At 55.7% G+C, this 14920-nt stretch carries 13 protein-coding genes; 1 reads left to right on the top strand and 12 read right to left on the bottom strand.

Annotated elements, in window-relative coordinates; translation table 11 throughout:
• Positions 1-495 precede the first annotated feature (495 nt).
• The 12 genes from P5689_RS05060 to P5689_RS05005 all read right to left on the bottom strand — a co-directional run bounded on the left by P5689_RS05060 (position 496) and on the right by P5689_RS05005 (position 13543).
• Positions 496-2412 (bottom strand): methyl-accepting chemotaxis protein, encoded by a 1917-nt coding sequence (locus tag P5689_RS05060; protein ID WP_285532340.1) that lies wholly within the window; start codon positions 2410-2412, stop codon positions 496-498.
• Positions 2413-2473: 61 nt separating this feature from the next.
• Positions 2474-2737, bottom strand: coding sequence for a hypothetical protein (locus P5689_RS05055; protein WP_161630876.1), 264 nt, complete (start codon positions 2735-2737; stop codon positions 2474-2476).
• 444 nt (positions 2738-3181) lie between these two features.
• Complete coding sequence (fliP, locus tag P5689_RS05050; RefSeq protein WP_285532339.1) at positions 3182-4021, bottom strand: flagellar type III secretion system pore protein FliP; 840 nt, start codon at positions 4019-4021, stop codon at positions 3182-3184.
• Positions 4022-4414: 393 nt separating this feature from the next.
• Positions 4415-4768 carry a flagellar motor switch protein FliN gene (fliN, locus tag P5689_RS05045; RefSeq protein ID WP_408868534.1) on the bottom strand — a complete coding sequence of 118 codons (354 nt, stop codon included), beginning with the start codon at positions 4766-4768 and terminating at the stop codon, positions 4415-4417.
• Complete coding sequence (locus P5689_RS05040; RefSeq protein WP_285532338.1) at positions 4769-5512, bottom strand: hypothetical protein; 744 nt, start codon at positions 5510-5512, stop codon at positions 4769-4771. It lies immediately after the preceding gene.
• Positions 5512-6561 carry a flagellar motor switch protein FliG gene (locus tag P5689_RS05035; RefSeq protein WP_285532337.1) on the bottom strand — a complete coding sequence of 350 codons (1050 nt, stop codon included), beginning with the start codon at positions 6559-6561 and terminating at the stop codon, positions 5512-5514. Before P5689_RS05035 ends, P5689_RS05040 begins: the two co-directional genes overlap by 1 nt.
• Positions 6558-8222 carry a flagellar basal-body MS-ring/collar protein FliF gene (fliF, locus tag P5689_RS05030; RefSeq protein ID WP_285532336.1) on the bottom strand — a complete coding sequence of 555 codons (1665 nt, stop codon included), beginning with the start codon at positions 8220-8222 and terminating at the stop codon, positions 6558-6560. Before fliF ends, P5689_RS05035 begins: the two co-directional genes overlap by 4 nt.
• Positions 8223-8840: 618 nt before the next feature.
• The gene (flgF, locus tag P5689_RS05025) at positions 8841-9584 is read right to left on the bottom strand and encodes a flagellar basal-body rod protein FlgF (protein WP_035444297.1); all 744 of its coding nucleotides are present in this window, start codon (positions 9582-9584) and stop codon (positions 8841-8843) included.
• Between the two features lie 78 nt (positions 9585-9662).
• A complete protein-coding gene (flgC, locus tag P5689_RS05020; protein ID WP_023980049.1) occupies positions 9663-10070 on the bottom strand; it encodes a flagellar basal body rod protein FlgC in 408 nt (135 codons plus the stop codon).
• A 21-nt stretch (positions 10071-10091) separates the two neighbouring features.
• Positions 10092-10502 carry a flagellar biosynthesis protein FlgB gene (locus P5689_RS05015; protein WP_285532333.1) on the bottom strand — a complete coding sequence of 137 codons (411 nt, stop codon included), beginning with the start codon at positions 10500-10502 and terminating at the stop codon, positions 10092-10094.
• Positions 10503-10645: 143 nt separating this feature from the next.
• On the bottom strand, positions 10646-13003 hold the full coding sequence (locus P5689_RS05010) for a hypothetical protein (protein ID WP_285532332.1): 2358 nt from the start codon (positions 13001-13003) through the stop codon (positions 10646-10648).
• Positions 13004-13315: 312 nt separating this feature from the next.
• Positions 13316-13543, bottom strand: a complete 228-nt coding sequence (locus P5689_RS05005) for a hypothetical protein (RefSeq protein WP_285532331.1) — start codon at positions 13541-13543, stop codon at positions 13316-13318.
• A gap of 621 nt (positions 13544-14164) precedes the next feature.
• On the opposite strand from P5689_RS05005, the gene P5689_RS05000 reads away from it, so the two are divergent.
• Positions 14165-14854 carry a response regulator transcription factor gene (locus P5689_RS05000; protein WP_285532329.1) on the top strand — a complete coding sequence of 230 codons (690 nt, stop codon included), beginning with the start codon at positions 14165-14167 and terminating at the stop codon, positions 14852-14854.
• Positions 14855-14920 lie beyond the last annotated feature (66 nt).

The raw sequence follows: 14920 nt of genomic DNA, 5'->3' as shown, positions 1-14920 counted from the left end.
TCGTCTTTATCCTTCGGCCGCAAAGATCAGAGACTTTACGCTCACATGAAGCCATTAAGAACAAGTTAAGCGTATCGCGTACGATGATGAGATCCCGAAAATTGTCGGCTAGTGGGTCATGATATCAGGGAGTTATTACGTCGCAGGCACTATCTGCCGGAGAGAGGCTTTCCGCGCTTTTCGCGTTCTCCTGCCGCATCATCAGAAAGTGCCCATGTCTCATGCTGTCGTCTGAATGAGCGTTGCTGGTGCAGTGCAGGAACTGAAGAAACCTGATCGAGGATCGACGACCTCCCGTCGGTGGCTGAGGGGGGCGAATGCCAGAGGCCAGCCGCCATGGGGAGTCGTCGCTTGTCCCCCTGTAGTCCCGGCACGACCTGATTGTGGGCGTCCACTCCAGGTGTGAGCGGTAAGCGCCTGACGATATTTTGGCCATGTAACGAGGTCACCTGCCTCGATCCAACATGACGCGCTCAAGGCAGGAGGGTGTGACCTTCAATAAGTCGCCGCGCTCGTTGCCGGGAGCGAAAAACGCAGGATCAGGTGAAGCATGGAGTGTGTTTCATTCGACAGGCTTCTGGAAGCAGAACGTGCCTCATCTGCGATACCGGCATTCTGCTGTGTCGTGCGATCCATGACCCCGATGGCCGAATTGACCTCCTTCAGGCTTACCGCCTGTTCGCGCGCATTTCGAACGATGGTGGTCAGTCTTTCACCCATCGTTGTGACAAGACCGGAAATCGTGGCAAGCGCGTGTTCTGTTTCATGCACACATTCGGCGCCGATATGTATCTCGTCTGATGTTTTCCCTACGAGCGCACTCACACTTTTGGCCGCTTCGGTGCATCGCTGCGCCAGAGTTCTCACTTCGTCAGCCACGACGGCAAAACCGCGACCGGCGTCGCCAGCCCGCGCCGCTTCGATGCTGGCATTCAGAGCAAGGACATTGGTTTGAAAAGCAATGTTCTCGATGATCGAGACGATGTCGACAATCTGGGACGAGCTGTTCTCTATTCGCGACATGGCGTCACGTGTGCGGCGCATGATATCGGCTGAAGCTGCGGCAGAATGGCAGGCTTCCTCGCCGATTGACTGGGCGCTGGTGATCAGCTCTTCCGAATGAGAGGCACTGCGCGCGATCTGACTGATCGCAGCCGTTGTCTGCTCCAGAGCTGCCGCCTGCTGTTCGGTCCGTTGTGCCAAATTCTCGGCACCGCCATGGACGGTTTCGCTTCCATCCCGGATGGTCTGTGCAGCAGTCGAGATACCTGAGATGGTATTTGCGAGTTCCCTGATCGACCTGTTGAAATCCGTTCGTAAAATCTCGAACTCATCGGGAAGAGGCTGACGCAGTTCTGAGGCGAGATCGCCGTTCGAAAGGGCTGAAAGCGCCCCTCCAATCTGCTCAACGACCTTTCTGATGTCATCCAGCCTGCGTTCATCCTGCTCATGCCGCACCCGCTGCGCTTCTTCGTTACGACGTCGCTCCCCTTCCAGAAGCAAGTCGGCTTCCTGCGCCTTCAGCAATGATGAGCGGAATGCGTCCAGCCCGCGGGCGATTGCACCGAGTTCATCCTGGCGCTCTATTCCGAAGACACGTGCCTGATAGTGGCGGTTTTCCAATTCAGAGACAGCATGAATCAGGCTGCCTAGCGGGTTGCTGAGAAGCTTGCGGAAGATGAGCCACATCAGGACGAGCGAAATGACGATCAGCACGATGCCCGGAATGACGAGAGTGAAAATTGTATGCCAGACCGGTGTCGTGATGGCCTCACCCGGGAGGTCGACCACAAGGGTCCAGTAAGTGCCGAAACCATCCACCGTGATAGGAACCAGGATACGGTCTGCACTCCCACCGTCAAACCCGGGGATGATGGTGACATCGTGCGCAGAGAGGGCCTTGCTGAAAGCTCTGGAGGCGTCATCATGGAAGTGCTGCATGATCTGGGCAGGTGTAGGGCTTACGACCCAGAAGCCTTGGCTGGACAGAAGCGAGATCTTGGTGCCCGGCGCGATCTGGACTTCCTTGAGCATAGGGACAAGCCAGTCCAAGGGGATATCCGCCCCTACGACGGCGATTCTTTTGCCATTGAACGTGATAGGGAAGGTCGGGGAGACCATGGGAACACCGGAATCGTGGTCGATATAGGGTTCAAGGCCGTCCGGGTTGCCTGTTCTGATTATGGCCTTGTAAAAATCGCTATAGTGGGCGGAAGGGGTCCGCACGGCAATATTTCCATGACCGTCACGCACGACATAAGGGAAGAATATTCCCTCCGGGTTTGTTCCTGGACCGCCCGGAAGCTGCGTCCCATCGAAACCATGCGGGATCTCCTTGAAATCCATGCCGAAAATCGCTGGAAAACGCCGCATGTCTTCAACCAGAAGGTCAACAATGAACTGCTTGTTCAAGACGCCCGTCTGATGGCCGCTTTCGATAGCGCTTTGAATGCCTCGTACAACCAGGCTCTGCTCAGCTATTGATCGGGCGATCTTCTGGCCCAATATCTGACTTTTCTGGATTGCTTGCGAGTAGATCTTTTTTTCTACCTCTTTCTTCATCATGAACCCGGATATGGATACGGCGACGATCTGGATTGCTATGAAGCAAATGCCGCAGGCCAGAACGATTTTGCTGGCGAGATTGAAGGCAGGATGATGAAGAGATTTTCTGCGCACGGGGACTGCTTTCCGTTTTTGGAGGCATGAGGCTGGAAGGAGGGGTGAAAAGACTCATCGACAAAATTTGCTAGAGCGGAGACTCCCGACGGGCGTGAAGGTGGGCGCTGGGGCATGAGGCGCGTTTGCGGGCAAGCCCGCTCCCGCAACGTTAGATTCAGGTTAATCATTCACGCCGGATGTTATACGTCAATATATTCCGTCACCGTTATGTTTCATTCTGGACGAGATTTTTGTTCAGATTGGTAAACAGGTAACAGCGTGAGAAGAATTCCGCGCAGCAGCGTTCTGTACTCATTGCCGTGGCCGACGACAGATCGTAACGAATGGAATCCGTACCTTTAAGCTTTATCGGGATGCGCGCAGGGGTGCGGTCAAGGCTTCCATGGTTGAGGCATGCGACGGCATTTGCGTCTCAACCCTTAAGGCGTGAATGGTTGGACTAAGCTTCGGTTTAAAGCGGGAATAGCTGGCTGATGGCGTCATTGCTGAAACGCGCCTGTCAGGAGCCGAAGCTGCGTACCAGGCCGCCTGCTACCATCTGCCACCCATCAATCATGACAAAGAAGATGAGCTTGAATGGTAGCGAGATTGTTGCAGGGGGCAGCATCATCATGCCGAGACTCATCAGCACGCTTGATGTGACGATATCGATGATCAGGAAAGGCAGATAGAGAAGGAAGCCCATTTCGAAGCCTCTGCTCAACTCACCAATCATGAAAGCAGGCATCAGGACCCGCCATGGGGTTTCCGCAGCGGTTTTGGCAGGTGTGAGATTGGCCAGATGATAGAAAGTTGCGAGATCGCCAGGCCGGGCATGCGCAACCATGAAGCCGCGGAATGGCTCTGCTGCAGCCTTGAGGCCGTCTATCTCCGACATGCTCCCATTGATCATCGGTGCGATCCCCTGTGACCAGGATCGTTCAAAAGTAGGCTGCATCACGAAAAACGTAAGAAATAGCGAGAGGCCGATGATGATTGTGTTCGGTGGGGTACCTTGCGCGCCGATTGCGCCCCGAAGCAGCGACAGGACGATCACGATACGCGTGAAAGCAGTCACCATTACAAGAAGGCTCGGTGCCAGAGACAGCAGGGTGATGAGGGCAGTAAGCTGGATCAGGCGGCTCGTTGTTCCAGGGCTGCCGCCACTACCGCCAAGATCGATGGAAAGAGACTGCGCGTGCGCGATGCAAGGGGCACAAAGCAGAACGGCTGTGAGGACAACAAGCGTGCAACAATGGCCGATGGTTCGACTCTTGCCAGAGGTCGTAGCTTTGGTATTGCATGAGCTCACTACGCGGGATTTTATCGCCCCGGTTGAATGAATCACAAAACTATTCATGAGCTACGCTCGACGGAGAGATACTGGCTGAAACCCGAGGCAGGTTCAGGATTAGCCTGGACGAGACCGTCGTTCGGGCCGCAATCGCCCTCAAGCCAGCCGATGAACGAATCTCCATTTAGCCCGGTGAGTAGAAGGCCTTCGCGCCCTCGACAGGAAAAGACGATCAGTCGCCTTTTCGGATCAAGAGGCAGTGTTTCCACAATCTGTAAACTTCTGGTTGTATTCCGTCTGCCCAGGCGGGGTTCGAGATAGCGCACAACAAATCGCAAAAGGAATATGAGCGATATTACCAGTGCAAACGATGCACCATAGCTCACCCATGACAGGAGGCTCATCCGTGCTGCCCGTTGCATGCGTCACATTGGCCCTGAGCAAGCATGGTGTTCACACTCAGGAGGACGAAGACGACAGAATTTCAGTCATTGTCACGCCTATGTTGTTGTCATCAACGACAACCAGCTCGCCACGCGCAATGAGACGGTTATTGGCGTAGATATCGACAGCTTCGCCCAGTTTCTTGTTTAACTCGACCACAGCGCCACGCCCCAACCTAAGGAGCTGGCTGACCGGCATGGTGGCAGTGCCGATCACTGCGGTAATCTTGACCGGGATATCGTAGATGGCTTCGGTCCGAGGCGCGGTGGAGCTGCCGGCAGCTGCTGTCTCGGTTGTGGAACCTGAAGAATCGAGAGGCTCTGAGGCAAAATCCTCGAGCCCCATCATTCCGTTATCTGCATTCATCATTTACGGTCCGTTTGTCGTCTTGGGTGAGGCAGTTGGTGAACGCTGCAAAGAGTTGAGTGAGGTCAGCACCTTCTCAATTGCCTTCCTGCGCCATTCTTCCGGGTCGAGGACGATCGTGTTGGTCTCAGTGCTGATTCTGATACGTGAATCCCCGGGAACAGCACAAGGCTCAAACCTTATTTTGTCAGGCTGGCTAATCGCGCTTCTGAGGCGGACTTCGTCATCTGCGGTGCAAGTCACCTCAACCACTGTCTCGGATCCCACAATCAGATCGATTGCATCCTGCAAAAGATCGCGATGGATGCCATTTAATTGCTCCGGGGGGAGGCGGGTCAGAGCGCTGACGATGTCGACCACCGCCTCGGCAAAAATTTCCCCCGCCTTTTGCGCCAGGCCGAAGTGGCGGGCGCATACATCTTCGTTCTGACGGATCATGTCCGCCAGTGTAGAAGATAGGATGGCTTCGGCTCTGGCCTGCTCCGAAGCCGCGCCTGCTGCAAAACCAGCGTCGTAAGCGGCACGCTGCAACGCATCAATCTCGTCCTGAGCCAAGGACACCAAAGGCTTCGCTTGCCCGTCTGCCGGAGCCGAATCTGATTGATCGGTGGCGGGAGGCGGTGCCGGGGGCATTGGCTTGGCATCAAAATCAACGAGGTGGCGGGCGAGCGGCAGGGTGGCGGTGTCAGCGTTACTCGCGTGGTCCTCTCGTCTGGACTTGAGCGAAAAAGGAACGAAATCTCGCATCAGGAGATGAATTCGTCGCTTGCGGAGTTATCGCTTATATCGATTTCCCCTGCGTTCAAGAGATTCTTGATGGTCGTTACGATTTCTGCCTGTGCAGCTTCCACGTCCTTGACACGTACGGGGCCTAGCGATGCAATTTCTTCCAGGAGGATATTGCCTGCCCGTTTTGACATGCACTGAAGGAAGAGTTTGCGTTCGCTGTCCGTCGCTCCCTTCAGGGCAACCGGGAGGCGATCCCGATCCACCTCGGTCACAACTCGCATGAGGGATTCCTGTGAGAGACGCGCGATGTCCTCAAAGGTAAACATCAACGATTTGACCTTCTCCATATCCTCATGGCTCTGACGATCCATGAGCTCTGTAAGGCGCCCCTCCGTCTTGCGATCGAAATTATTGAATACCTCGGCGAGGAGTTCATAACTGTCCCGCTTGGATGACCGTCCGAGGGATGAGATGAATTCGGATCGCAGGGTCGCCTCGACACTCTCAATCACTTCGCGCTGCACCGTTTCCATATGCAGGATACGCATCATCACATCTGTCGCATAATCCTCAGGCAGCAAGGCGAGGACACGTGCTGCATGCGCGGGCTGCAAACGACTCACGATAACCGCAGCCGTTTGCGGATACTCGCTCTTCAGGTAGTTGGCGAGAATTGACTCCTGCACATTTGCCAGTTTGTCCCACATATTGCGGCCAGCGGGACCACGGATCTCGTCCATGATCTTTTCGACCTGCTCGGCACTGAGTGAGCGGCGCAGGAAAGCTTCGGTTGTCTCAAAAGTCCCGACGAGACCATCGGCCAATTCGAAATTCTCGACGAACTCCCGACACACTGATTCGACCATGGCGGCCTTGACGACGCCCAGTCCCGCCATGGCGATCGAGATGTCACGTATTTCATCCTCGTGCAGGGACTGCATAAGTGCGGCGCTTCGGTCACGACCGATTGCCATGAAAAGAATTGCTGCCTTCTGTTTGCCGGAGAGTGAAAATTCCGGCGCTATGGGAGCTGCGGGAGGCATATCGGGGGGGCTGGCGTTATTCATGATGAAGCTCCCGGACGTGGCTCGGGTGCCTCGAGCCAGTTTCGGATAATGCTCAGGCTGCTTTCAGGGTTTTGATCGATACGGTCAGCGACCTTCGAAATCGTTCCTGCACGCGCTCTCCCCTCAATTCCATCTATCGACACGGTATCGGTATCAGTGCGAAGAGCCAGGCTGTTAGACGAACCTTGTCCGAGAGCCGCGTGATTGGGCTCTCCCTCCCTATAGGAACCGGAGCCACCAAGCGCTTCCAGATGGGTGGGGCCAGATCGCGACAGGGCAGGGTGTGTCGTCGTTTTGCGGCGGAGGAGTGGCCGGAGCGCGAAGAACCCTGCACCCAGAGCGAGGAGGATCGGTATAATCCATTCTACCAGATATATCAGGTTAGCGCGCGAGAAGAAGCCGGGCGCAGCCGGGAGGGGTTCGACACCTCCATCCGGCATAAATCGCATTGATACGACCTCGACCTGATCTCCACGGGCCTTGTCATAACCGACTGAGGTTTTCACAAGTGTGGTGATGCGGTCGATTGCGGCTGCATCGAGAGGCTTCCACACTTCTGTTCCGCTCTTATCCCTCGTGTAGGAACCATCAACCATGACCGCTATGCTGATTCGTGCCACGCGTGGGTGAGTTTGGTTGACGACCCGGACGCGCTTGCCAATTTCATAATTATTGGTTTCTTCGTCACGCGTATCACTCGATCCGTTTTTGTCGGTTTGCCCGGCATTTGCGTTCGGCAGATTGTTCGCGACAGATGTGTTGGGGGTCGAATCAGTGTTGACGCTTTTGTCTGTACTGGTTTGTTGCGACCGCAGTACCTGCTGGTTCGGATCGAAGCTTTCTTCTGTTTCGTGCACTTCGTCATTGTTGATGACGACTGCGGCCCGCGCCCTGACATGGGCCGTGCCCAGCGTAGGGATGAGCATCTCCTCAACAGACTGAGACAGCCTTGTCTCCTCGGCATGACGGAACTTCTCGAATGCGCTCTCCTGACCGTCCTCGCTGTTCGGCTCTCCCGGTTTTGCCAGAACATCGCCGCGTGTATCGACGATCGAGATGGATTGCGGCCTCAACCCCGGCACTGCGGCGGCAACAAGGTTCTGAATCGCCTGTATACCATCAGGTGCGATGCGTCCTCCGTGGCCGATATCGATAACGACGCTTGCTTGAGACGGGTTTGTCTGCACCGAAAACAGGTCACGATGAGGCAATACGAGATGCACCCGCACATTGCGTACTCCCTGAAGGAGCCGGATCGAGCGCTCGAGTTCGCCTTCTAGGGCGCGGGTTTCGTTGATGTTTTGCTCGAATTGGGTACTCGTCAGGGTCGCGCTCTTGTCGAACAGCTCGTAACCAACGCTCCCACCATTGGGAAGGCCATCCTTGGCGAGAAGGAGGCGAGCTTTCGCAACCTGGTCGCTGGATACGTAAAGGCTCGTTCCATCCGGTGAGGTCGAACTCGGAATATGGGCCTTTGACAGGTCTTCGACCATCCGGGCTGCCTCGTTGAGGTCCAGATTGCCGTACACCAGTGCGTTGGGCTGCCCAGAGCCACCAAGCGCGAGATACCCCAGAAGCCCGAGCAGCAGAGCCCCTGCGGCTCCCAGGGCAATCAGCTGATTACGACCCAGCCCCTTTATGGATGTAAGGAGATTTTTCATAAGTAACTGTCGTCAGACGCGATCGGTTTTTGCTGTTTTATTCATGGTCGGCGTCCAATCTCCCGTGTGTTTCCTGAGGTATATTTTTGTATGATGCATCAAATATTTTAGCGTATTGTAAGGCGTCAATTTTTCCAGCCCGAATGCTCCCCGTCCGCGTGGAAGCATGCTCATCATGGGATGTAGGCATTCGTTGGCGGTGTTTCCTTGAGCGGCAGATTGAGGCGGTCCGCGTTCTGATCCTGTGTCAGGCCCGTAGGGCCCTGCGCCACCTGACGAGCGACATTTGGCATGAGGTCAGGTCTGCTCCAGCAGTCCACGCCGTTCCAGCTTTGGGTGCAATATGGCTGCGGCGCAGGTGGTCGCTCGGCTGGAGCGCACCAGTCTTCACCCTGCTGTATGTAACCGGCGTTGCATTCACGACCAGTAAGATGACGTGCGATGTCATCAGCCGCGCACGCAGAAAGCTGAAGACCAGTTATCCCGAGTATGCAGCAACGAAGCATGGGCCTGTAAGAGAAAACGCAGAACCGGAAGCTCATTGCGATCCTTGATCGATAGGGGAGCATTTCAATCACCGATGGGGAGAGGCCGGCATGCGGAATCGCTCGGTCAGCTTCAACTGCTAGGCTCGGCTGCAATCTTGTCGATAGCATTCATGCCTCGCGTCGTCTCCGTCTGGATGAGCTGAAAAGTGAGATCGTAATCGCGCTGGATCTGCACCAGACGGGTTGTTTCGGCTACCGCATTGACATTGCTTCCCTCTAGCATTGCCTGATGCAACTCGGGAGTGGGCATCTGCCGCGTTGGCGTTGTTGGCTTAAAGAGGAAGCTGCCCTCTGCCATGAGTGTCTGGGGGTTATCGACCGTGACAACGCCTATCGTCCCCAGTGGACCATCTTCGGTCGATATGGTTCCGTCCTTGGCGATCGAGAAATCTCCGCTCTCTTGCCGCAGAACAAGATTGCGACCGTTATTGTCGAGCACAGGATTGCCCGCGCTATCAATGATCGTGCCATCGAGGCGGCGTGTAAATTGCCCGTTGCGGGTCAGTCGTACCCCTTGCGTTGTGCGGACGGTAAAATAGCCGTCACCATTGATCGCAACGTCGGTCGCGTTACCTGTGCTTCTCAAGGGGCCTTGGACCAGATCCCTGAACGTTGCCTTATCCTGGGCATACGCCTGCTCCCGATCCCCTGGAGTCACCCCGGACCCTTTCTGATGGACAAGATATTGCGAAAAGAGCTCCCGGGATCCCTTGAAGCCGTCGGTGTTCTCGTTCGCCAGATTATTGGCGGCAACGTCAAGTTCACGCTTGAGCACGTCGATGCGCGACAAGGCAATATAAGCAGTGCTATCCATAATGCTCGACCAGCCTTTTTTTAAATGGAAATGAAATCACGCGCGCACACATGCGCATGACCATGGAAATCCATTTCATTACTTCATCAGGTTGATCGTGCGCGTGAGCATCGAACGCGTCACCTGCAAGGCGTTCAAATTGGCCTCATAGGAGTGTTGTGCTTCGTGGGTATCCATAATTTCGGTCATCGCATCGACATTGGGAAGCTTGACAAGTCCATTTTTGTCTGCGGCCGGTTGGGATGGGTCGTAATGGGTCTCGAAGGCCGTCCGGTCTTCACCTATCTCCTTCACTGAGACAGATGAAACGCCGGTATCGCGATTAAGAATTTCCTTAAATGTAATGGTTTTTCGGCGGTAGGGATCGGAACCCGGTGTAGAGCCAGTCGTTTCAGAGTTTGCCAAGTTCTCGGCTGCGACCTGCAGGCGCTTCGCCTGAGCCTGCATGCCGGACGCGGAAATTCCGATAGTATCTGTGAAGTTCATTTCGACCTCGAAAGACCAGGCTTAGGATGAACCTAGAGCGAGAGAAAACATGGACATATAGGTGCTGTAAGCGCTCGTAGCCATGCGCTGCTGGTCGTCGGTCTGCGCAATCTTAACGAGTTCGCTTTCAAGGTCGACCTTGTTGCCATCGATCGACGTGCTGCTATCGGCTTTGACCGAACCTTTCTGGCTCATGTTGCTGGCAATATGCCCTGGCTCGGTCTGGGCAAGCTGGACAGACATCTGGTCCTGCAAGGCGCCTTTGAAATCAGGAAGATCACGGGCCACATAATTAGGCGTATTTGCATTGGCGATATTGCCTGCGATGAGCGTCTCGCGCGACTGCAACCACTGCATGCGGCGGTTGGCGAGATCGAGAATATCTGTCCCTTTATCAGCGCTGACTGAAAGCGGTGACGTTGCTTGGAGCATTAAATTTCGCCCTTCATTCTTCGCCGACAGAAGCGATAAATAGCATTATCAGGATAGTTCCCATTCTAGTATGAAAAAGCGGCCCGGAGAAGCAGAACCGCGATGCGTAACAAAAAATTTCTGCGTCGCCTCTCCCTGGTATGTCATGGATTGCCGGCCGACAGGGTGGGCGGCGGGGCGTGCTGGGTTAAAAGCGAAAATATGCTTGCCCTGGAAGGGCTCATCGCTCTCCCGGCGATGCGCCCTGCAAGCCATTTGAGCGTTGTGTCATCTCCGGCACGTGAGGCGTCGGATGCGAGTCTGAGAGCAAGGTCCTGTGCCACATCCGAGAGAGTACCTTTGGCGGGAAGATTTTCTTGTGCGACGATTTTGAGCTCATGGGTCGCAGCGGCCCAGTCCCCTTGATTTTCAAAGGTGGCCGCTGATACCAGTCTGGCAGACTGGCCCTGTGCGTCCTTCAGGATGTTGAGACCTTTTGCCGTGTTTCCGTCCAGAAGGGCAATTTCGGCTCTTGCGACATTGCGCTGCGCGCGAAGTTCGGGGGATACCGTCTCAGACTCGGTCATGTCGAGCGTTTGAAGCGCGCGGGCCGCGTCTCGTTGCTGTATGGCGAGTTTGGCGAGAGCAAGACCCGCGCTGGCTTTGTCTTCTGGACTCTCCAGAGCCGGCACGGCTGTTTCGAGTGCTTTGGACCCGTCATCGATCAGACCGATAGAAAGAAGAAGCTTTCCATAGGCAGCTTGTAGGCTGGCCTGCTCGGGACCGTTCGGAAGTCCTGCAATATGGGCCTTGAGTAGCGCTGCATTGCGTAGCGCCTGTTGGTTGTCCAGACCGGTGGCGGGAATTTCAGCCAGCCCCTTCAGGGCTTTCAGAAGTATCGTGTTACGTTTGCTCATCAAGGCAGAGGGGCGCCTTGGCGGGACGCCCTGATCGATCATCAGAGCAGCGTTTGGCCAATCGCCCAGCTGCAGAAATGCCTCCGCCTGAGTGAGACGAACCGCCATCTCGCGCCCGGCCAGTCGCGCATCGAGGATCATGGCATCAAGGGCACGGATCATCTGCTGGGGAGATAACTTGCCCTGCATATGGTCAAGCACGATCTCGCTTTCCGCCGCCTTTTCGGCGATGACAGGATCGCGATCGGTCTTGAGGTGTTCAAGGCTTCTCCGTGCTGCGTCGGTCCGACCGAGCCGCATATTGGCGAGCGCGCGACTCAACTGAAAGCCAGATGACTGCGGCAGCTTGTTCAAGGCGGGCAGATCAGTGGGCGTAGCGTTGCGCGCAATCGTTTCGGCAGCGAGGGGAAGCAAAATATCCCGCACGTTCGCGGGGTAACTCCTGATCCGATCGAGATCAAGCACGAGGCGATGGGTGCCGCGCGCATCGATCTGATCAGCCTGAGCAAGATAGAGTGCCCGCCATAACTGCGCCGCTCGTTGCTGTTTCTCGGGCCATGGGCCATCCAATCCCGAGGCGTCCTCAAGATCGCCACTCATCAGCGCGGTTGCTTCAGTCAGGAACCTTATTTCCGGACGGCCGATTTCCTCCGGATCGTCTCTGAGCGCAACAGCCAGTATACCTCTCGCCTCGGTAAATGCTCCCATGCTGAAGGCTGCCTGCGCTTCTTTCACGCGAGCCTCGAAGCGCTTGGAGGGGCTGGAGTCTGCTGCTGCGAGAAAAGCGTCATGAAATCTCTGGCGCAGAGCGGTATCGCCAAGATCTTTAAGGGCAAGCCACTCGAGATCGATGTCGTTGGCATAGACTGCCTGTCCATCATCCACCATGCTGTGTCCGTCTCGATTGAGCAGAAGGCCAGAAGGGACGGCGGATAGAGTGATTTCGGCGTCACGTGCAGAGACGACGACGCCCTCATTGGTCGGCCACACATCGTATCCCGGTGTACGTCGCATGGATGTAACGCCCCCATCATCGAGAAGGGAGGTGCCAATCAAAAGGCGTGCGCCCGAGGCCGGGTCAGATACAGATAGAACGCGTCCGCTGCGGCGCATCGGATACAGGACACCCGTTGCGACGACGTGAGGGTTTATAGTGCGTCGATCCTGTTGGGGAATATCGAGCGGCGGTTTGAGCCCCAGCACCCAACCATCGCTCTGTTGTGAAAGAAAGAGCGGTCGGCTGTCTGATCTGCGCAGCTGGATGATGGTGGCGTCTGGCAATACATCGACGCTCAGGGACGAAAAAACGCCGTCTCCATGTATCGCGGACGTGTCCATCGGAATGGCGTTATCAACGATGACGATAAAGCGATCCCCGCTCTCGAATGCCGCGATGCCAGTCTTGGGCGGGATAGGCAGCAGGACCCGATCCTGGGATGCCTGTGGCGTTGCCACGGGCAGATCGGCCCCTGACGGCGCGGTCGCCGTTGTGACAGCGGGCAGGGGTGCAGGGGCGGGTTTGGGCCTGCTGTCTGTCTTCTCCGTAGGTGAAGCTGCAGGAGCATTCAGAAGCGTTGCACGCCACGAAGGGGGGAGGCCTTGCACAAGGTCACTCCCGGAAATCCGATCAGGCAGATGCTCTTTCTGGTCTGGTATTTCTCGCGGCTGGGCAGGCCGCGTATGCGGGTGCAGCTCTTTGCGTCCTTGAAGCGTATGCCTGTGATCGGCCCTTGCGGACGCCACAAAGACGAGGCCTGGAAGCAACGCGGCAGGTGCGAGGCGCAGGGCTTTCCCGATTGCCTTGAAATTCAGATGCGACACAGCCGGTCCGCCCAATGAGCGTGGCCGATATCTCCAGTGCAGACGCCTGCGGTAACGGGCGTTCTTTCTATCTGGCAGGACATGGGCGCTATCAGGTCAGGCCAGAAAATCGAGAATCTGGGTGATGGTCGAGCCGCTTCGTGCAGAGGTTGCGGACAAGCCCCCGTCAGCAGAAAATTGTACTGTCCCGGATCTGGCTGTTTCGGCAACAGCTTGAGATGACAGGGTACCGTGGCGGCTTGCAGCATAGGATGCGTGTGCGCTCGTGCTTGTCGCCTGACGCAGCGCGGCGGAGAGCGAGGAGGCAGCTGAAATATCTGACATTGTTGTTTCCGGTTATAAATCGTCAAACGGGGCACAAAGACCCCGTGAAAATGGCTTGTGGCTTATGCTGCCAAACATTTTGTCACAAGTTATGCGCCTTCTTTATTACAATAACGTTAAGGTTTTTGCTTGTTACATTTGAGAACGCTTCACGCCCCATAACTCAGTGTTAGCACGAATTCCGATGGCAGGGCCATGCTTTTGTCGAAACGTTCCGGGTATCCCGAAACTGCGTACCGGAGGGGGTATTGATGGAATTTGACGATGTCGAGGTGACTTTGGGCAACAGGGAAAAAAAATCGTCGCGGTTCAGCCATATTTCGTCACCCACTGGTAGTCTCGTTAATGTCTGCCCTGTATGGTCAGCCTGTGCCCTTTGAGGGATCTCGACCAGTAATGTCGATCTGTGAACGCAGGCAGGGTAGTCAAGGTAGATTTCCATAATTGACCAACTAAATAACCAGACAAAATTATATAATCATAAGTAAAACTATTGGTGGATCATAAATGCGCGTATTGTGTGTTGCTGAAAGCTCCGGGGCAGGAAGGCCGAGCGACGAGCTCGCGAAAGCGGCGATAGCAGGGTCCCTGTCGATCACGGCCAGCGGCCCTGCCGGGATTGTGGAGACCTTGCGGCGCACGCATTATGATATCGTGGTTCTGCAGCAGGCCGCTTCGGATACCCGCATCATCCGGCAATTACGCAAAGGGAAGATTGCAGTACCTGTCATCGTTGTTCGTAAAATCGGTTCGGCGGAAGGAGAGGTCGAACTGCTTTCCGCGGGCGCAGATGACTGCGTTGGCGAGGAGACCGATCATAGGGTTCTTCTCGCGCGTTTGCGCGCGGTGGCCAGGCGCGCGGGCGGTCATGACAGCCCAACATTGCAAGTTGGCAGAATGTCGGTCGGTATCGACCGCCGCGAGGTGCACATCGACGGGGCCGTGGTTCCCTTGACCCGAAAGGAATATGATCTTCTCGTCCTTCTCGTCATGCGCAAAAACCAGGTCCTGAGCAAGGAAGTGCTGCTGGATAGCCTTTATAGTGGTGAAGATGAGCCCTTCGGAAAGGTTATCGACGTAATGATTTGCAAGATCAGAAAGAAGATAAGGGCTTTCGGAATAAGCGAGCCATTCACAACCCAATGGGGGATAGGTTATCGACTGAATGAGCCCGCGTTTTCACCAATGACAATTGTTCTGCCTCAGGAAGAATTGCACGTTCGTACCCCGGCAAGAGAAAATTGCCTCCCTGTGACGGGCGGTATCCATATGCTTGGTTCCATGGCATCGCCTGGACAGGCTCAGAGCTGAGCCAAATCAGGGTATCCAAGGCATTGCTTGACTTGTCACGCCTCGGGAAGGTGGCCTGCGAGGTAT

The organism is Asaia sp. HumB (assembly GCF_030263835.1).
Taxonomy (GTDB): Bacteria; Pseudomonadota; Alphaproteobacteria; order Acetobacterales; family Acetobacteraceae; genus Asaia; species Asaia bogorensis.
This window is presented reverse-complemented; position numbering and strand designations above follow the sequence as displayed.

Bases quoted from the DNA above. Each gene is read 5' to 3' on its own strand.
- flgC (WP_023980049.1), bottom strand. From the start codon at position 10,070: ATGAACTTCACAGATACTATCGGAATTTCCGCGTCCGGCATGCAGGCT.
- P5689_RS05040 (WP_285532338.1), bottom strand. From the start codon at position 5,512: ATGCGAGATTTCGTTCCTTTTTCGCTCAAGTCCAGACGAGAGGACCAC.
- P5689_RS05035 (WP_285532337.1), bottom strand. From the start codon at position 6,561: ATGAATAACGCCAGCCCCCCCGATATGCCTCCCGCAGCTCCCATAGCG.
- fliP (WP_285532339.1), bottom strand. From the start codon at position 4,021: ATGAATAGTTTTGTGATTCATTCAACCGGGGCGATAAAATCCCGCGTA.
- P5689_RS05055 (WP_161630876.1), bottom strand. From the start codon at position 2,737: ATGAGTCTTTTCACCCCTCCTTCCAGCCTCATGCCTCCAAAAACGGAA.
- P5689_RS05005 (WP_285532331.1), bottom strand. From the start codon at position 13,543: ATGTCAGATATTTCAGCTGCCTCCTCGCTCTCCGCCGCGCTGCGTCAG.
- P5689_RS05015 (WP_285532333.1), bottom strand. From the start codon at position 10,502: ATGCTCCAAGCAACGTCACCGCTTTCAGTCAGCGCTGATAAAGGGACA.
- flgF (WP_035444297.1), bottom strand. From the start codon at position 9,584: ATGGATAGCACTGCTTATATTGCCTTGTCGCGCATCGACGTGCTCAAG.
- fliN (WP_408868534.1), bottom strand. From the start codon at position 4,768: ATGATGAATGCAGATAACGGAATGATGGGGCTCGAGGATTTTGCCTCA.
- fliF (WP_285532336.1), bottom strand. From the start codon at position 8,222: ATGAAAAATCTCCTTACATCCATAAAGGGGCTGGGTCGTAATCAGCTG.